Raw genomic sequence first — 17,763 nt, forward strand, 5'->3', positions numbered from 1 at the left:
CCGTCCGTCGTCGGCGGGACCGTTCAGGGCCGCGGGCTCACGGGCGCTGCTCGAGGCGGGTGGCGAGCACCGCCGCCTGGACCCGGCGCTCCAGGCCGAGCTTCGCCAGCACGCTGGAGACGTAGTTCTTGACCGTCTTCTCGGCGAGGAAGAGCTCGGCACCGATCTGGCGGTTCGTCAGTCCCTGACCGATCAGCGCCAGCACGCGCCGTTCCTGGGCCGTCAGGTCCCCCAGCGGGTCGGCCGCGGGGTGGTCCTGCGCCCGCATGCGCTCCATGACGAGGCGGGACGCCCGCGGGTCGAGCGTCGACCCGCCCGCCGCGACCGTGCGGATCGCCGACAGCAGGTCGTGCCCCCGCACCTGCTTGAGGACGTAGCCCGCGGCGCCGGCGAGGATCGCGTCGAACAGGGCCTCGTCGTCGTCGAAGGAGGTGAGCATGAGGCAGGCGACGTCGGTGGTCGACCGCAGCTCGCGGCAGACGCTCACGCCGTCGCCGTCCGGCAGGCGGACGTCCAGCACGGCGACGTCCGGCCGCAGGGCCGGGATCCGGGCCAACGCCTCGGCGGCGGACCCGGCCTCGCCGACGACCTCGAGGTCGTCCTCCGCCTCGAGGAGGTCGGCGACACCGCGACGGACCACCTCGTGGTCGTCCACGAGGAAGACCCGCACGGCCCGTTCGCTCATGGTGACCACGCTACGCACCCTGCGCGGGATCGGGTAGCCCCGGGCCGGGCAGACCCTGCCCGCCTGACCGTCTCAGGGGGATTCACGGTCAGGCGGGAGGTGTGAGTCGTCAACGCTGTTCGTGCGCGACGAGGATCGGGCACTCGACGTCGCGACCGAGGCGGTCGGCGTCGGACCTGAAGATCCGACCGAGGATGGGCGCGTGCGGCCGGCCGCCGACCACGACGAGGTCGTGCCGGCTGAGCCGTCGCGTGAGCACGTCGACGATCGACCCGCGGGCCATCTCGATGGTCGTCGGCACCGTCGGGTACTTCTGCTCCCACCGGCTCAGCTCGTCGTGGAGGCGAGCCGTCGCCTCCTCCGCGTACTCGTGCACCCACGCGGTGTCCATCGCGTACGGCCCGGCGATGAACTCCGAGTGGAGCGCGTGGACGAGCAGCAGGGGGACCCCGGCGTGCTGCGCCTCTTCGAACGCGATGTCGAGCACCCGCTCGAGGTGGTCGTCGAAGTCGACGGCGGCCGCGACGCGCCACACCGCACCGACGACGTCGCCGGGGCAGGCCGTGGCCGCCGCGACGGGGTCGAACGGGACGATGGCCACCGGACCTCTCGCCCTGGCCGACAAGACCGCGGACACGGACCCCAGGACGACCCGGTCGAAGGCGTTCAGACCACGGCGTCCGACGACGAGCAGAGCGCTCGTCGCGGAGTGCTCGACCAGCACGCCGGCCGCTGACCCGCGCACCGTCTCCCAGCTGATGTCGTCGGCCTCCGGCACCTGGCCGGCACACTCCTCGCGGGCCTTCGCCAGCCGTTCGGCCGCCCGTCCGACGACGACGGTGGCCTCGTCCCGCATCGCGTCCGGACCGATCCCGTAGCCGGCGCTGCCCGGGACCGTCGTGACGTCGTACGTGGTCAGCACGGTCAGGGTGGTCCTTCGGCGGACGGCCTCCGCCGCCGCCCAGTAGAGCGCCTGGTCGCTGTCCGTCGAGCCGTCCACGCCGACGACGACTCCGTGTCGCTCGCTCATCACGTCCTCCTTGGTCCCTCTTCTCCATCGGACACGGCCGCCGGATCGGACCGGCAGTGCCGCATGTCCCGACCTCATGGGCCGAAAGTCCCGGTCCGGGCACCGCGAGCCGCGGTCCCCGAACCTGGCTCACCGACGGCCCCGAGGTCGGGGACGACCTCGAGGCGGTCAGCGGCACGGACGATCTCGCTGCCCGCTCAGCGCAGGATCGGGTAACGGCGGACCAGGTCGGTCGCCGCCCAGCGACGCCCGAGCCCGAACGTGTCCCCGGCCGCGACGGCAGCCAGACCGATCAGGACGACGGCTTCGATGAGGTGGTCGTCGAGGAACGGGTTGACGTCGATCGGCAGGGCGGCCATCCACATCATGACCAGCAGCAGCGCACCCGCGCCGGCGGCGATCCGCATCCCGATGCCGAGCGCGAGGGCCAGACCGATACCGAGCAGGCCGAGCATGAACAGCCAGTCGATGACGACGACCCCGGCCATCGCTCCGAAGAAGTCGGCGAACGGACCCTCGACATTGCTGAGGAAGCCCTCCGTCGGCGAGCCGCCGGAGATCCACGCGTTCTCGGCCGGCGTGGCCAGCCCCAGACCGAACGTCTTGTCCGCGAAGGCCCACAGGAACTGGAAGGCGATGAGCAGACGGAGCACCGCGAACGTGATCGCCGCGGTGGGCGACAACGCGGTGCGCTCCGGTGCGGTGGGTACGCTCTGCGCGCCCCGGACGGTGGTGGTCATGGCTTCCTCCTCCGGCCGGGGGGAGCCCGGCCCTCGCTGCCCGGTTCTCTTCCGGGCGACACGTTCAGCATCGCCGTCGGGCACCGCGCTTCGGCAGGGTGCAACGGTCCTGACCTGCGGGTACGTCGGCCCTGCCGCGAGGGCCGAAGGTCCCGATCGGGGCACGTAAGCCCCGTCCGGCCGGGGACACTACGTGGTGTGAGCACTTCTCCCCCCGGTGACCCGGCACCGGCCGACGGCGATCCTGCCGAGCGCCTCGCCGCGCTCTGGGACGCCCACGCGGTCCGCGTCCAGGCCTACCTGCTGCGCCACACCGACCCGGACACCGCTCAGGACCTGCTGTCCGAGACCTTCCTCGTCGCGTGGCGGCGTCTCGACGACGTCCCGGCCGAGGCCCTGCCGTGGCTGCTCGTCGTGGCGCGCAACCTGCGGTACAACGCGGCGCGGTCCCAGGCGCGCCGGCGGCTGCTCACCACCGAGCTGACCCGGCTCGAGAACGCGGCGCCGTCGGTGTCCGGGTCGCCCGAGTCCCTGGCCACCGAGCGCGACCAGCTGCTGCGCGGGCTCGCCACGCTCACCGACCGGGAGCGCGAGGCGATCCTCCTGGTCGCCTGGGACGGGTTGGCGCCGTCCCGGGCCGCGGACGTCGCCGGGTGCACGACGGCGGCCTTCCACGTCCGCCTGCACCGCGCGCGACGCCGCCTGGCCGCGTTCGTCGACGACGACTCTTCCGCGCTGCGCGCTGTCGGCAGCAGCACACCAGCCACCCGGAGGTCCGCATGAGCACCTCGAACATCGACGACCGGCTCGCCCGTCTCGCCCCGACGTCCTCCCCCGACCCGGAGCGTCTCGCGGCGGCGCGCTCCGCCGTCTTCGACACCACCGAGGACGAGCGGTTCGGCTCGCGTCGAGGCCGAGCGCACGACGGCGCCCACGTGGTCGACCTCCACGACGACGCGCCCGACGACGTCGTCACGCCGCTCGGCGCCGCCCGCCGGCGCCGGAACCGGCACCTCGGGGCCGCAGCGGCGGCTGCCGGGGTCGTCGGCGTGGTCAGCGTCGGGATCGTGCTCCTCCCCGGGGAGGCCGGGATCTTCCCCGCGTCGCCCGAGAGCACGTGCGAGGACCAGCTGCTGCGCCATCTCGGCCCGCTGCCCGAGGATGCCGAGGAGCCGGTCTGGCGCACCGTCGCGAGCGAGTCCACCGACACCACCCTCCTCGTGCTCGACGGCGGCGGGCTCGCCGGGGCGTGCTCCGAGATCCGGGGAGAGGGTGGCGGGTTCACCTCGACCGCCACCTGGTCGCTGCCCGACGTCGAACCGGCGGCGGACGAGATCCTCCCCCGCGGCATCACGACAGGCCGCGCCCCCGTCGTGTGGGGCGTCGCCGATGCGAACGTCACCGGCGTGGTGGTCACGCACGAGTGGGACCAGGGCACGTCCCGCAGCGTCGTCGAGGCGCGGGTGACCGACGACGGCTACTGGTCCGCGTTCTTCTCCCCGGAGGATCGCATCCCGCAGGACGCGGAGCCGAGGTTCACCTGGCAGCTCGAGGACGGCACCGAGCGATCGATGGCGCTCGACGAGGCCTGGCCGGGGGTCGACGCCACCACGCCGCTGGCCGAGGCGCGGCGCGAGGAGTGCCCGCGCACGTCGGAGTGGTCGGACCTCCGGCGGGTGCTCGAAGGGGTGCACGACGAGATCGGCGTGACGCTGCTCGCGGACGGTGACCGCAGCACGGTGCTGTGCGCCCAGGACGCCGCTCCGCCCTACACCCGATGGTTCACCACCAGCGGGACGAGCTCGGTACCCGCGCCTGCGGCCGACGAGGCGACGACGGATTCCGGTGGAGGGGGCGGCCGTGCCGCGGCACTCGTCGGCCGCGCCGGGGACGACGTGGCGCGCGTCCAGGTCACCACGACCGACGGCCTGCTGTTCGACGCGGAGGTCGTCGACGGCTACTGGGTGGTCTGGGGCGCGGCCCTGGGCAGCGAGGAGGGCGACGACCCGTGGCAGGACGCCACGCTCCGCTGGTACCTCACCGACGGGTCGCCGGGCGGCGAGCGCACCGTCTTCGAGTAGGCGCTCAGCCGCCGACGGGCGCCTTCGCGTCGTCCGTGCCGCCGTCGGCCGCGTCCTGCGTAGCGTCCTCCGGCATGGTGCCGTCCGGCGCCGCACCTGGCGCAGGGATGACCGCCACCACCTGGGGTGCCGTCAGCCCGGCCGCTCGCCGGCGACGACGGCGCCGGACCAGCAGCACCGGCACGAGCACGACGAGCGCGAGCAGGAGCAGACCGCCGACGATCACGGCCAGGCCGATCCACAGCGCGCGGTCGGCCTGCGCGGTGGTCTCCTCCGCGAGCGCCGCCGCCCGGTCGAGCTCGCCGTCCGCGAGGGCGGCCCGCGACCCGGCCGCCGTGGCGTCGGCGTCGAGCAGCGACTCGCCGAGCTCAGTGACCGGGTCGCTCTCTGCCGCCACCGCCGTCGAGGCGCGGCTGACCTGCTCCATCGTGGTGACGGCCTGCGGCAGCAGGCTGCCGAGCTCTTCGTACTCGGCGGGGGTCTCGGCGTCCTCGTACGCGGCGCGCACCGTGTCCGGGACGCCGAGGCCGGTGGTCTCCGCCGCCTCCTGGACGGCGACGGCCTCCGGTGCGAGCGCCTTGAGCGTGCCGACCTCGTCCGCGGCCTGGTCGAAGTTCCAGTTCGTCATGTCCCGCCGCAGCCCCAGCGGCACCTGCCACGCGCCGTCGGACTCGTCGAGCTCCACGTAGGCGTCGCGGGCGTCGGCGCGCTCGGCGAGGAGATCGGCCCCGTCGCCGTCGACCACCCACTTCTCGTAGGCCCGCGTGCCGTCGACGCCGCCCCGTTCGGCGACGAGGTCGAGGAACCGCTGCCAGTCGACCCGCCCGTGGTTGTTGCGGGTGCTGCCGGCCTCCTCGTAGGCACCCTCCCCCGCGTAGGCCGCGGAGACGACGGCGGTGAACGTCTCGTCGTCGAGGTCCCCGAGCAGCCGGTGCACCGCGGTGTACGCGGCGGCGTAGGCGTACGTCTCGGTGGCCGGGTCGCGCTCCGTCTCGGACCAGTCCACCAGCGGCACGGCGACCTTCGATCGGCGGCTCGGCGCCGGGCGCGGCTCACCCTCGCCGTCGACGGCGTCGATCACGCGGTACGCCGTGGTCTCGGTCAGGCCCTCGTAGAGCCAGCGGCCCTCGAACCGTCCGTCGTCGAACCAGGCGTGGCCGAGCTCGTGGAAGAGCGTGGCCTCGTCGAGCTCCTCGCCCAGGACGATCTCGTCACCGACGTCGTCGAACCAGGCGTAGCCGAGGACCTGCGGGGAGACGTCCTCGCGGATGACCTCGATGCGGCCCGGCCACGGTTCGCCGAGGAACGACTCCAGGACGGGCAGGCCCACGGTGACGCGGTCGGCGGCGAACTTCCGCCACGTCTTGTCCCCGGGGAAGCTCTGCAGGGTCAGGGCGGCGTCGCCGACGGTGACCTGCTTCTCCTCGGTCTTGGCGGGGTCGCGTACCGACACGGCGGCCCAGACGCCCCACTCGTCGGTGGCCTCGTCGAGCGTGTACACGGTCTTCTTGCCCCGCTGGTCGGGCGTGAAGTCGGCGGTGGCGTCGAACGTCATCGCCTTCGGCACCACGACCTCGACGCTGACGCTGCCGGGGTCGCCGGTCGCCTGCGCGGCGAAGGTGCCGTAGCCGGGACCGACGCGGGTCCACCGGTCGGAACGGATCGGTGCGCCGCCGATCTCGTACGTCCACACGATCGTGCGGCTGCGTCCGTAGCGCAGCGGCGCGAACCGGGCGGTGGCCCACTGGACGTTGGGGTCCTCGGGCTCCGCCTGGAAGCTCACCGTCAGCGACGACCCGCCGCTCGTGGCCCGCACGTTCTTGGCGCTCGCCGGCACGCCGATGCCGTAGGAGTCCCAGTAGTAGTACGTGTTGCCGCGGTCCGGGGTGACGTTGGTGATGGTGGTCGTGACCTCCGCCGTGACGCGGCCCTTGCCCTGGACGACGAACCGGGCGTGCGACTCCTCGGTGATCCCGTTCGCGGCGGCGGCGGGCACGACGGCGGCCGGTGCGACGAGCAACCCACCGAGCCCCAGCGCGAGGGCGAGCGCCGCCGTCGTCGTGCGGCGGAGCAGGCGCCCCGGCAAGCTCTGTCGGGTCCGGTCCGCGCGCGCCACGTCTGCTCCGTCGTGTTGTCCGTCCGACGACCCGGCGGTCGTCGGGCCGATCGTAGCGGTACCGGGTGACCGGTCGGTATCCCCGGGCGCCGGAGATCGACGTCCCCGGCTCGCGCCACGCTCGCGCGTGGGGTAGACCGGAGTCACACGAGACCCGGGGGGTCGTCATGTTCTCAGAGGCCGGATCTACCACCATCGCGCTGCTGACGGCGTGCACCGATCCCGACCTGGGCATCCGGTCACGGATCGTCCAGGAGCTGCTCGACGAGGCCAGCCAGGATCCCCGGCTCGCCCGCCAGGTGATGACGACGATGCTCACGGCGTCGGTCATGTCGCTGCGCGCCTACTCCGACGCCGCGGACCGCGACCCGCACGAGGTGCTGCAGGCGCTCGGCCTGTCCTGGTCCGCGCGGACGCTCGGCGTCTGAGCTCGCCGGCCGGCGCCCGGCGCCGGGGCTCAGTCCAGGCGCGTCGCGACGGCCTCCGCGTTGCGCATGACGCGCAGCATGTTGCGGCTGGTGAGCTGCCCGAGGTCGCTGTCCGTCCACCCGCGGTCCGCCAGCGCCTCCAGGAGCGCGGGATAGCCCGAGACGTCGGCGAGCTCCGGCGCGAACCCGTCCGCGCCGTCGTAGTCCCCGCCCAGGCCGACGTGCTCGACGCCCGCCACCTCGCGCACGTGCTCGATGTGCTCGACGACGTGTTCGAGCCGGGTGGGCGGCGCCGGGTTCGTCTCCCGCCACCGGGCCAGGAAACGATGGAAGGCCGGGTAGTCGGTGGCCCGGACACCCTCGGCCGCGGCGGCCTCGGCGGCCTGCTCCTTCCAGCGCGCCACCTCCGGCGTGACGAACTGCGGCACGAAGGTGACCATGCAGACGCCGCCGTTGTCCGCCAGGCGTGACAGGACGTCGTCGGGCACGTTGCGGGGCACGTCGCAGACCGCGCGGGCGCTGGAGTGGGAGAAGATCACGGGTGCCTCGCTGACGTCGAGGGCCGCGTGCATGGTGCCGACCGCGACGTGGGACAGGTCGACGAGCATGCCGAGGCTGTTCATCTCGCGCACCACCTCGCGGCCGAACCCGCTCAGCCCGCCGTGGTCGCCCGGCTCGTCCGTGGCGGAGTCCGCCCACGAGGTGCTGTCGTTGTGGGTGAGCGTCATGTACGACACGCCCAGCGAGCACAGCATCCGCAGCACGCCGAGGGAACCGTCGATCGAGTGGCCGCCCTCCGCGCCGAGCAGGCTGGCGATCCGGCCGTGCGCCCACGCCTCCTCGACGTCGGCGGCGCTGGTGGCGAGCTGGAGCTGGTCGGTGTTGCGGGCGACCATCCGGTGCACCGCGTCGATCTGCTCGAGCGTCGCGACGACGGCCTCCGCACCCGGCAGGTTGGTGGGCACGTAGACGGACCAGAACTGGGCGCCCACGCCCCCGGCACGCAGCCGTGGGATGTCGGTGTGCGTCCGACCCTTGGTCGAGCCGGAGATGTCGAGCCGGTCCCAGTCGTAGGCGACCTGCTCGCGGGCCTCCCACGCCAGGTCGTTGTGCCCGTCCCACACCGGTTGGTCGGCCAGGAGGTCCCGCACTCGTTCACTCACCATGCTGGCGACACTAGCCCTCGCGGGCTCCCGGCGTCGGCCGGGGGCCCGACAGCGCCCGTCGCCGAGGTAGTGGCTCGCGCGCCGAGGTAGTGGCTCGCGCGCCGAGGTAGTGCGGCCGGGCTACCGCCGTCGTCCGCGGAGCTTGTCGATCTCCCGCCGCTCCCGCTTGGTGGGCCGGCCGGCACCGCGTTCCCGCAGCCCGACGGCGGCACGCTCCTCGCGCGTCGGCACCGGCGGGCTCTGGTCCTCGTAGGCCTTGACGGCGAGGGGCGCGCCGACCCGCTTGGGGATCAGCTCGCGGACCACGACGACGCGTTCCCGCAGGGGGTCGCGCCAGGTGATGCGGTCGCCGACCGCCACCGACGTCGCCGGCTTGGCGACCGTGCCGTTCACCCGCACCCGGCCGGCACGCAACGTGGAAGCCGCGACGGAGCGGCTCTTGAAGAGCCGCACCGCCCACAGCCAGATGTCGACCCGCATCCGTCTACTCTCCCACGACCCCTCGCCCGGCCGCCCTCCCTCGGTGGCGACGCCACTACCTCGGCGCGCGAGCCCCTACCTCGGCGGGAACCGCACTACCTCGGCGACGGCGGCACTACCTCGCGACGGCGGCAGTAGCGATCCGCTCGTCCACCGCCGTCACCGGATGGACCGGCCCGGTCAGGGTGAGCGTCGCCCGCGGCGTCGCCGTCCCGGGCAGGTCCTGGCGGGTGACCACCTTCTCGTTGGTGATCGCACCGCCCGTGGCCTCCTCGAGAACCTCGCGACCGGCGCCGTCCGTCGCGGCGGCGTGCGAGCCGACCCACACCTGGAACTCGCCCGGCTCGACGACGCGCTCGAGGCTGCGGTCGGTGAACGCGAACCGTGCGGTCGGCACGGCGAACGCGACGACCACCGACTCTCCCGGCGCGAGCTCGACTCGTTCGTAGGCCAGCAGCTGGGCCACCGGCCGCGGCAGCGAGCCGACGACGTCGCGCCCGTAGAGCTGGACGACGTCGGCGCCCGCCACGGCTCCCGTGTTCGTCACGCGGACGGACGCCGTGAACGAGCCGCCGGTCGGCGCGGAGGCGTCGACCGCCAGCTCCGAGTAGGCGAACTGCGTGTACGACAGCCCGAACCCGAAGGGCCGCACCGGCGTGGAGTCGGTCGACGTGACGTCGCTCGGCCCGCCGAGGATCGGGTGCAGGTAGGTGTACGGCTGCGCCCCGGCCGAACGCGGCAGGGACACGGGCAGCCGTCCGGACGGGACGACCCCTCCTGCGACGGCACCGGCGATCGCCGTGCCGCCCTCCTCGCCGGGGAAGAACGCCTGGAGCACCGCGGCCGGCCGACGGTCGCCGTCGAGCGCCCAGTCGATGGCGTACGGACGGCCGGAGACCACGACCATGACGACGGGCGTGCCGGTGGCGACCAGCTCCTCGACCAGCCGGCGCTGCGCACCCGGCAGGTCGAGCGACTCGACGTCGTTCCCCTCGCCCACGGTGCCCCGGCCGAACAGGCCGGCCTGGTCGCCGACGACGACGATCGCGACGTCGGCGGACCCCACCGCCGCGACGGCCTCGCCGAACCCGGACGTGTCCGTCCCCTCGACCTCGCAGCCGCGGGCGTGCACCAGCGTGGGCTGCTGCACACCGGCGTCGGCGAACGCCCCGCCCAGCGCCTCGAACACCGTCGGGATCTCGAAGCCCAGGGGCTGCTCCGGGTGGTGCGCCAGCACGTGGTTGGCGAACGAGTAGCACCCCATCAGGGCGTCGGCCCGGTGGGCGTTGGGCCCGACGACGGCGACGCGGCGGGGCGCCTGGGCCCACCCGCTCAGCGGGAGCACGCCGTCGTTGGACAGCAGCACCACGGACTCCTCCGCGAGCCGGCGGGCCACGGCGCGGTGCCGTGGCGAGTCCAGCTCGACGGTGCGGGGCGGCTCACCCGTGAACGCGTCCAGGTCGAGCAGCCCGAGCTCCTCCTTCTGCACGAGGGCCCGCAGCACGGCCCGGTCCACGAGCGCCTCGTCGACCCGGCCGTCCCGCACCGCCTCGGCGAGCGGGGCGAGGTAGGCGTCACCCGTCGGCAGCTCGACGTCGAGCCCGGCGGCGAGCGCCTGCCCGGCCGCGTCACCGCGGTCCGCCGCCACGGCGTGCATCACCTGCAGGAACGCGACGCCGAAGTAGTCGGCCACGACGACGCCGTCGAACCCCCACCGCTCCCGGAGGATCCCGGTGAGGTACTCGTGCGCCGCGTGGTTCGGGACGCCGTCGAGATCGTTGTACGAGGCCATGACGGAGCGTGCACCACCGTCGCGCACCGCCATCTCGAAGGGCGGCAGGTACGTGTCGGCGATCTCGCGCGGTCCGGCGGAGACGGGCGCGTGGTTGCGCCCCGCCCGCGAGCCGGAGTACCCGACGAAGTGCTTGAGGGTGGCGTGCACCCCGGCACCCTGGAGGCCCTTGACGTACGACGTCCCGACGGTGCCCACCAGGTACGGGTCCTCGGCGATGCACTCGTCGACGCGCCCCCAGCGGGGGTCCTGCACGACGTCGAGCACGGGCGCCAGGCCCTGGTGGATGCCGAGCGTGCGCATCGACCCGCCGATCACGGCGCCCATCTCCTCGACGAGCGCCGGGTCGAACGAGGCGCCCCAGGCCAGCGGCGTCGGGAACGTCGCCGCCTGCCACGCGGCGAGGCCGGTGAGGCACTCCTCGTGGACCAGCGCCGGGATCCCGAGCCGGGTCTCCGCCTTGAGGCGGCGCTGCTCGTCCCACAGCCAGCGGGCGCGCTCCACCGGGTCCACCGGGCGGGTGCCGTACACCCGCGTGTAGTGGCCGATCCCGTGCCGGGTGACCTCGCCGAGCCGGTCGGACCCCGCCTGGCCGGCCGCCATCTCGCCCTGCATGGGCGCGACGACCTCACCGCCCTGGTCGAGCCAGTAGCCGACGATCTGGGCGAGCTTCTCCTCGAGGGTCATCTCCGCGTGGAGCGCGGCGACCCGGTCGGAGACCTGTGGGCCGACAGGGGCCGGCCCGGGCGCGCCCTCGATCACGGTCTCGGTCGCCATGCGGTCCTCTCTCTGCGCGGTCATCCCTTCACCGCGCCCTGCAGTCCGTTGACGATGCGCTTCTGCATCGCCAGGAAGAACACGAGCGCCGGGATCATGGCGAGCGTGGTGAACGCGAACACACCGGCGGTGTCGGAGGAGTGTTCGGAGGAGAAGTCGGCGACGCCGAGCGGCAGGGTCTTCATGTCGCCCTGCAGCAGCAGCAGCGGCAGCAGGTAGGCGTTCCACGACCCGACGAACGCGAGGACGCCGACGGTGACCATGCCGGGCCCGGACAGCGGGATGAGGATCCGCCAGAAGAACCCGATCCGGCTGGTGCCGTCGAGCTGCGCCGCCTCCTCCAGCTCCTGGGGCAGCGCCTTGAGGAACGGCCGCAGGATGACCACGGTCATCGGCAGGGCGAACGCCGCCTGCGGCAGCGCCACGCCCCACCAGGTGTTGCCCAGCCCGAGGTTCTGCGTGAGCAGGATGAACAGCGGGATGACGGCGACCGTGGCCGGGAACAGCAGGCCGGCCACGAACACCATGAACAGCGCCTCGCGCCCCTTGAACGTGTAGCGGGCGAGCGGGTAGGCCGCCATGACGCCGAAGACGACGACGATCGCGGTCGTGACGACGGCGACGACCACCGAGTTGAACGTGTACTGCCAGAACGACGGGTTGGCGATCACGCCGGCGTAGTTGCTGAAGATCCACGGGTCCGGCAGGGCTGCCGGGTTCTGCGTGAGCTGGCCGTTGCTGCGGAACCCGCCCAGCACGCCGTAGACGACGGGTCCGAGCGTGGCGCAGACGACGACGAACGCGATCGCGTAGACGAGCGGGTTGCCGCCCTGGAACTTGCCCGCGCTGCCCCGGCGACGCCTGGCCGGCGGGTTCGTCGGGGTCACGGCGGGCATCTGAGTCGACGTGGTCATCACGCCACCCCCTTGGCGTCTCGACGCAGGATGAGTCGCTGGTAGAGCACCGCCATGACGAGCGCGATCAGGAACAGGATCACGGAGGCGGCACCGGCGATCCCGAAGTTGTTGCTCCGCGTGCCCTCGTTGACGAGGAACACCGCCATGGTGCTGGTGGCGTTGGCGGGACCGCCCTTGGTGAGGATCCAAACCATGTCGAAGAGCTGCAGCGACCCGATCATGGACAGGAACCCCCAGGTCCGGATCGTCGGGCCGAGCAGCGGGATGGTGATCCGGCGCTGCACCTGCCACCACGAGGCGCCGTCGAGCTGGGCGGCCTCGTAGAGCTCCTCCGGGACACCCTGGAGCCCGGCGAGGAAGAGGATCACTGCCAGGCCGAGGTACTTCCACGTCAGGATGGCGACGACGGTCCACAGCGCCAGGTCCATGTCGCCGAGCCAGCCCTGTGCGGGCGGCTCGATGCCGACCGCGAGCAGGATCGTGTCGATCACGCCGTACTGCGGCTGGACCAGCTGGAACCAGATGACGCCGGCCACGACCTCGGCGAGGACGTACGGCACGAAGATGATCGTCCGCAGCGCGCCCTGGCCCCACATCTTGCGGTTCAGCAGGAGGGCGATCGCCAGCCCCAGCGGGAGCTGGATGGCGATCGACGTCACGACGATGATCAGGTTGTTCACGAGCGAGCCGACGAACACGTCGTTGCCCAGGATCGAGACGTAGTTCGCGAGCCCGACGAAGTCCACCAGGGGACCTCGCCCGTTCCACCGGAACACCGACATCTGGACGGCCGTGATGACCGGCCAGACGACGAAGAGGAGGAGCATCGCGAGAGCCGGCGTCACGAAGAACGCGATCTCGAGGTACTTGCGTCGTTGTGAGCGCTTCGCCCGTCGCCCCCCAGCCGACGGTCCGGCGGCCGGGCGACCCTCGCGGGTCGCACCGGCTGCCGGACCGGAGGAGGTGACAGGCGAGGCGGCCGTGGTGACGGGCGCGTCGTCTGTCATCTCGATCACCCCTGCGCTGCCGCGGCTTCTTCGATGGCGGCGACGATGTCCTGCGGGGTCGCCTCACCGGCGAACATCAGGGCGATCTCGTCGTTCATCGCGTTACCGACGGACTGACCCAGGCGGGTGTCCAGGTAGAGCTGGGTCTCGCCACCGCCGTCGCGGACGGGGATGAGCTGGGCCAGCGTCTCGTTGGCCACCGAGCCGGTCGCGGCCGGGTTGGTCGGCAGGCCCATGTCGAGCTCGGCGAACCCGGTCTGGACCTCGTCGGACAGCAGGTACTCGGCGAAGTCGACGGCCGCGTCCGGGGCGTCGTTGGACACCGCCCAGGCGTCACCGCCGCCCATCTGGTCGCTGGGGTCGCCGGCCTGGCCTTCGAACGTCGGGAAGGCGAACCAGCCGAGCCAGTCCGGGACCTTCTCGTCCTCGCGCAGACCGCCCACGACGCCGGGCTCCCAGTGGCCGGCGAGCTCCATGCCGACGCGCTCGCTGGCCAGCAGACCGGAGGCCGACGTCGGACCCTCCTGCGCTCCCGTGGCCAGGAAGCCGGGGTTGAACGGCTCCTTGGCGAGGATCTCCTGCACGTCCTCGCCGGCCTTGACGAAGCACTCGTCGGAGTAGTCGCCCGACTCGATGGCGGCCTCGACGGTCTCGAACTCGCACTCACGGACGACGCCGTAGTACCAGTAGTGCGCGGCGGGCCACTTGTCACCGGCGCCGACGGACAGCGGGTCGACCCCGGCGGCCTTCAGCTGGTCGATGTAGCCGTAGAACTCGTCGATCGTCGGGCTGTCCGAGACGTCGTCGATCCCGGCCTGCTCGAAGAGGTCCTTGTTGTACCAGAAGCCCACGAGGCCCATGGAGAACGGCAGCGCGTAGACGCTGTCGTCCACCGTGTACTGCCCGGTGAACGCGGAGATCGTCTCGACGGTGTCCGACGCGTCCTCGGTGAGGTCGCGCAGGAGCCCGGCGTCGACGTCGTTCTGCAGCTCGCCACCACCGCGGCTCATGAAGACGTCGGGGATGCCCGAGCCGGCCTGCATGGCGGCCTGGAGCTTGGTGAGCATGTCCTCGTGCTGCATGGCCTCGACCTGGACCGTCACGCCCGGGTTGGCCTCCTCGAAGTCGGCGGCGACCTGGTCGTAGTACTCCTTGCCCTCGCCGGTGTTGGAGTTGTGCCACCACTCGACGGTGGCGTCGCCACCCTCGGCGGTGGTGGACTCGCCGTCCGTCGTCTCCTGGTCGGCCGTCCCCTGACCGGCGCAGGCGCCTGCCAGCAGAGCGACGGTCGCCCCGAGCGCGACGGCGGTCGCGCCTCGCATCTTCCTCGTCATCGTGGAACCCCTTGGTCGTCGTCGACAGTGGTGCTTCGGTGGTGCGGCTACGGGCGGTCGGCAGGTGCACTCGGCGCTGCGGCAGCCCGTCCGATCTCTACCTTGGCAGGCCACCCGCGAAACCGTCAATCGTTTTCGATAACGGTTTCGACACGGCCCGGCCACGGCCTGGCGACGTGCGCCGCGGGTCCTCGGTGCCGGATACTGTCGTCCTGTGAGCACCGCCGCCGACCCGCCGCCCGCGGGAACCCAGTCCGGACCCATCGTGGGTCGCGTGACGATCTCCGACGTCGCGCGGGTCGCGGGCGTCTCCGTCGCCACGGTCTCCAAGGTCGTCAACCACCGCTACGGCGTCTCGCCGTCGACGGCGGAGCGCGTCCTCGGCGTCGTCGCCGACCTCGGCTACGAGTCCTCGCTGGTCGCCCGCAGCCTGCGCCGGCAGTCGACCAACGTCGTCGGGGTCCTGGTGGCCGAGTTCGAGCCCTACTCCACCGAGCTGCTCAAGGGCATCTCGTCCGCCGTCGACGGCACCGGGTACGAGCTGCTCGCCTACTCCGGAGGCACCGACGGCGGCGCCATCACGGGGTGGGAGCGTCGGTCGCTCTCCCGGCTCGCGGGCACCCTCATCGACGCCGCGATCGTCGTCACCCCCACCATGGTGCTCTCCGAGGCCAACGGCATCCCGGTGGTGGCCATCGACCCGCACACCGGGCCCGAGGGCACGCACACCGTCGACTCGGACAACACCACGGGTGCCCGCGAGGCCGTCGAGCACCTGCTCGCGCTCGGGCACCGCCGCATCGCCCACCTCGGCGGGCGCCCCGACCTCGAGTCCGCCCGGCTGCGCGAGCTCGGCTACCGCCAGGCGCTCGAGGCCGCGGGGATCACCGTCGACCAGTCGCTCATCCGCGTGGGCGGCTACCGCCCCAACACCGCGGACACCCCGGCCCGCGAGCTGCTCGCGCCGTCGCGCGGCGAGCGCCCCACCGCCGTCTTCGCGGCGAACGACCAGTCCGCGATCCACGTCGTCGAGGTCGCGCACGACCTCGGCCTGCGCGTGCCCGAGGACCTGTCGGTCGTGGGGTTCGACAACGTGCCCGAGTCCATGACCACCACCCCCGCCCTCACCACCGTGTCGCAGCCGCTGCACGAGATGGGCACCGAGGCGCTGCGCATGGTGCTCGACCTCCTCGAGGGCTCGCCGCGCGAGCAGCACCTGCGGCTGCCGACGTCCCTCGTGGTCCGCGGCAGCACCGGCCCGGTCGGGGGCTGACGCTCAGGCCGGGCGCCCGCTGAGCCAGCGCTCCACCGCGTCGAGGCGCCGCGAGGTCTGCCGGGGCCAGTCCACCTCCTGGACGCGGTGCGGTCCCGTCGCCAGGGACAGCAGCACCCCGGCCGTGCGGGCCGAGAGCTCGTCCGCGTCGACGACGTCGGCGAACCCCTTCGCGTAGTCCAGCGCGAGCCCGTGCAGGCGGTCCGCGTCCCAGCCGCGCAGCAGCGAGAGCGTCTCGACGTGCGCGACGAGGCACGCCAGGTCGTCCGCGCGCCGGCCCGGCCCGGCGGAGTCGACGTCGAGCAGACCCGTGATGCGCCCGTCCCGGCCCAGCATGATCTGCGACTCGTACAGGTCGCCGTGGGTCGGTTCCGACGCCGGCTGGCCCGCGATGCGGCCGGCGACCACGGCGGCCAGCTGCGCCGCCCGCTCGGCCTCGGCGGGCAGCGCCGCCCCGATCACCGACGCGTAGTGGGCCGCGTTCTCGCTCCAGGAGGCCCGGTACGGCAGCTCCGTGACGCCGTCGGGCAGCTGTTCCAGGAGGTCGACGACGTCGCCCGCCGCAGGGACCGGGCCGCCGTCGCGCACGGCGTGCCGCATCGACTCCCCCGCCAGCGGGGCGATCACCAGCAGCCCGTCCGTGTTGCGGCCGAGCGGCTTCGGCACCGGGAGGCCGGCGCCGGCCAGCAGCGCGTGCCGCGCGTACAGCTCGTCGCCCTTCTCGGGGCGCACCACCTTGAGGAAGACGCGGGCGCCCGGCGTGCTGGCCTCGATCACCGCCCGGCGCGTGGGCCGGTACGCGCGCACCCGCAGCGTCACCGGCCCTCGCGCCACCTCCGGCACGCCCAGGTCCCCGAGCAGCGTGCCGACCGCCTCGACGTCGTAGGCGGTGGCCAGCGCCGGCAGCCCCGGGTCGCCGGGGAACCGCCACACCGCGACCGCGTGCTCGCCGTCGTCCAGGGTCAGCACGCCGGGCACGTGCTGGTCGCCCGGCCGCCCCAGGGACGCCCCGAGGGTCTCGGTGCGCACCTGCGGCTCCATGCCGCCGATCGCCCAGCGCACCCGCGCCCGGTAGGCGACGGTCGTGGAACGGCCCGGGCGGTGGTCGACCTGGCGGACCGACCAGTCCACGAGCTCCCCGCCCGCGGTGGACACGGCCGTCGCGAGCAGCTCGGTGGCGTCGTCGCCGGTGAGGAGCTCGAGGTTGCTGGTTCCCATCACCCCATCCTCACCACGATCGGCCCGGAGCGCGCGGGCGCCGGGCGGCCCGGACGGCCGCCCGTGCGCAGCACCGGTGCTCAGCCGCCGAACATCTCCTTGAGCTCACGGCTCTCGGCGTCCGACAGGTTGGTGCTCACCAGCGTCGCCTTGATGCCGTGCAGACGCTCGCGGAAGCGGTCCACGTCGCCCTGCTCGGTGATGATGAACAGGCCCGACGTCCCGGGGACCACCTCGTCGCGGATCTTCTCGAGGTCCTCCTTGCGGATCCCGACGTCCGAGAGGGCGCGGCTGAGGCCACCGATCGCCGCGCCGGCGACGGCACCGACGACGGGGATGAAGAAGAGCGCGCCGATGAGCAGGCCCCACAGCGCACCCCAGCCGCCGGACTTCGCGGCGTCGTCGTTCACGCCATGGGTCTTCGGGTGCTTCTCACCCTCCGGCCACTCGACGACGGCGTAGTCGACGAGCGTGACCAGGCCTTCTGACGCGGCGTTCTTGACGATGTCGGCAGCCCTGCCGGCACCCGCGGGGTCGTCGAACTTCCAGACCGTGAACGTGGCCATGTGGCGTCCTTCCTCCGTGCGACGTGTCCGGGACCGTCCCCGGCGCTTCGATCCTGGCACCGCGCACCCGGGACCGCCACAGGGGGACAAACCGCCACGGAACGCGGCGCGCGCGGACAGCCGCGCACGCGCTCGCCGCGATCACTACCGTAG

General features: G+C 73.1%; 16 protein-coding genes. 4 read left to right on the forward strand and 12 right to left on the reverse strand.

Features of this window, described 5'->3' with window-relative positions:
- Nucleotides 1-37 precede the first annotated feature (37 nt).
- The 3 genes from MWU57_RS05725 to MWU57_RS05735 form a co-directional block, all read right to left on the reverse strand.
- Entirely contained in the window at nt 38-685 is a 648-nt protein-coding gene (locus MWU57_RS05725) for a response regulator transcription factor (RefSeq protein ID WP_246907912.1), read from the reverse strand.
- A 109-nt stretch (nt 686-794) separates the two neighbouring features.
- Complete coding sequence (locus MWU57_RS05730) at nt 795-1,715, reverse strand: universal stress protein (RefSeq protein WP_246907915.1); 921 nt, start codon at nt 1,713-1,715, stop codon at nt 795-797.
- Nucleotides 1,716-1,912: 197 nt separating this feature from the next.
- Complete coding sequence (locus MWU57_RS05735; protein ID WP_106269660.1) at nt 1,913-2,455, reverse strand: hypothetical protein; 543 nt, start codon at nt 2,453-2,455, stop codon at nt 1,913-1,915.
- A 198-nt stretch (nt 2,456-2,653) separates the two neighbouring features.
- Here MWU57_RS05735 and MWU57_RS05740 point away from each other — a divergent pair, with 198 nt between their 5' ends.
- Both MWU57_RS05740 and MWU57_RS05745 read left to right on the forward strand, forming a co-directional pair.
- Complete coding sequence (locus MWU57_RS05740; protein ID WP_246907917.1) at nt 2,654-3,238, forward strand: RNA polymerase sigma factor; 585 nt, start codon at nt 2,654-2,656, stop codon at nt 3,236-3,238.
- The gene (locus tag MWU57_RS05745; protein WP_246907919.1) at nt 3,235-4,536 is read left to right on the forward strand and encodes a hypothetical protein; all 1,302 of its coding nucleotides are present in this window, start codon (nt 3,235-3,237) and stop codon (nt 4,534-4,536) included. The genes MWU57_RS05740 and MWU57_RS05745 overlap by 4 nt, the downstream gene beginning before the upstream one ends.
- Nucleotides 4,537-4,540: 4 nt before the next feature.
- Here the strand turns inward: MWU57_RS05745 and MWU57_RS05750 are convergent, their stop codons facing one another.
- Nucleotides 4,541-6,652 carry a hypothetical protein gene (locus MWU57_RS05750; protein WP_246907921.1) on the reverse strand — a complete coding sequence of 704 codons (2,112 nt, stop codon included), beginning with the start codon at nt 6,650-6,652 and terminating at the stop codon, nt 4,541-4,543.
- A 167-nt stretch (nt 6,653-6,819) separates the two neighbouring features.
- Between MWU57_RS05750 and MWU57_RS05755 the strand changes: the two genes are divergently transcribed.
- Entirely contained in the window at nt 6,820-7,080 is a 261-nt protein-coding gene (locus tag MWU57_RS05755) for a hypothetical protein (RefSeq protein ID WP_106269664.1), read from the forward strand.
- A gap of 29 nt (nt 7,081-7,109) precedes the next feature.
- On the opposite strand, the gene MWU57_RS05760 is transcribed toward MWU57_RS05755, so the two are convergent.
- The 6 genes from MWU57_RS05760 to MWU57_RS05785 form a co-directional block, all read right to left on the reverse strand.
- A complete protein-coding gene (locus MWU57_RS05760) occupies nt 7,110-8,246 on the reverse strand; it encodes a dipeptidase (protein WP_246907923.1) in 1,137 nt (378 codons plus the stop codon).
- 120 nt (nt 8,247-8,366) lie between these two features.
- Nucleotides 8,367-8,726 carry an RNA-binding S4 domain-containing protein gene (locus MWU57_RS05765; RefSeq protein WP_106269666.1) on the reverse strand — a complete coding sequence of 120 codons (360 nt, stop codon included), beginning with the start codon at nt 8,724-8,726 and terminating at the stop codon, nt 8,367-8,369.
- Between the two features lie 115 nt (nt 8,727-8,841).
- Entirely contained in the window at nt 8,842-11,295 is a 2,454-nt protein-coding gene (locus MWU57_RS05770; RefSeq protein ID WP_246907971.1) for a glycoside hydrolase family 3 N-terminal domain-containing protein, read from the reverse strand.
- A 20-nt stretch (nt 11,296-11,315) separates the two neighbouring features.
- Nucleotides 11,316-12,209 carry a carbohydrate ABC transporter permease gene (locus MWU57_RS05775; protein WP_246907926.1) on the reverse strand — a complete coding sequence of 298 codons (894 nt, stop codon included), beginning with the start codon at nt 12,207-12,209 and terminating at the stop codon, nt 11,316-11,318.
- Nucleotides 12,209-13,219 carry a carbohydrate ABC transporter permease gene (locus MWU57_RS05780; protein ID WP_106269686.1) on the reverse strand — a complete coding sequence of 337 codons (1,011 nt, stop codon included), beginning with the start codon at nt 13,217-13,219 and terminating at the stop codon, nt 12,209-12,211. Before MWU57_RS05780 ends, MWU57_RS05775 begins: the two co-directional genes overlap by 1 nt.
- A 5-nt stretch (nt 13,220-13,224) precedes the next feature.
- Nucleotides 13,225-14,553 carry an ABC transporter substrate-binding protein gene (locus tag MWU57_RS05785; RefSeq protein WP_106269669.1) on the reverse strand — a complete coding sequence of 443 codons (1,329 nt, stop codon included), beginning with the start codon at nt 14,551-14,553 and terminating at the stop codon, nt 13,225-13,227.
- Between the two features lie 214 nt (nt 14,554-14,767).
- Here MWU57_RS05785 and MWU57_RS05790 point away from each other — a divergent pair, with 214 nt between their 5' ends.
- The gene (locus tag MWU57_RS05790; RefSeq protein ID WP_243401135.1) at nt 14,768-15,826 is read left to right on the forward strand and encodes a LacI family DNA-binding transcriptional regulator; all 1,059 of its coding nucleotides are present in this window, start codon (nt 14,768-14,770) and stop codon (nt 15,824-15,826) included.
- A gap of 3 nt (nt 15,827-15,829) precedes the next feature.
- On the opposite strand, the gene MWU57_RS05795 is transcribed toward MWU57_RS05790, so the two are convergent.
- Together MWU57_RS05795 and MWU57_RS05800 are read right to left on the reverse strand one after the other, a co-directional pair.
- Entirely contained in the window at nt 15,830-17,044 is a 1,215-nt protein-coding gene (locus tag MWU57_RS05795) for a phosphotransferase (protein ID WP_246907930.1), read from the reverse strand.
- 80 nt (nt 17,045-17,124) lie between these two features.
- Nucleotides 17,125-17,610, reverse strand: a complete 486-nt coding sequence (locus MWU57_RS05800; protein WP_106269671.1) for a DUF1269 domain-containing protein — start codon at nt 17,608-17,610, stop codon at nt 17,125-17,127.
- Nucleotides 17,611-17,763: the final 153 nt, after the last annotated feature.

Origin of the sequence: Isoptericola sp. S6320L (assembly GCF_023015685.1) — a bacterium.
GTDB classification, from domain to species: Bacteria; Actinomycetota; Actinomycetes; order Actinomycetales; family Cellulomonadaceae; genus Isoptericola; species Isoptericola halotolerans_A.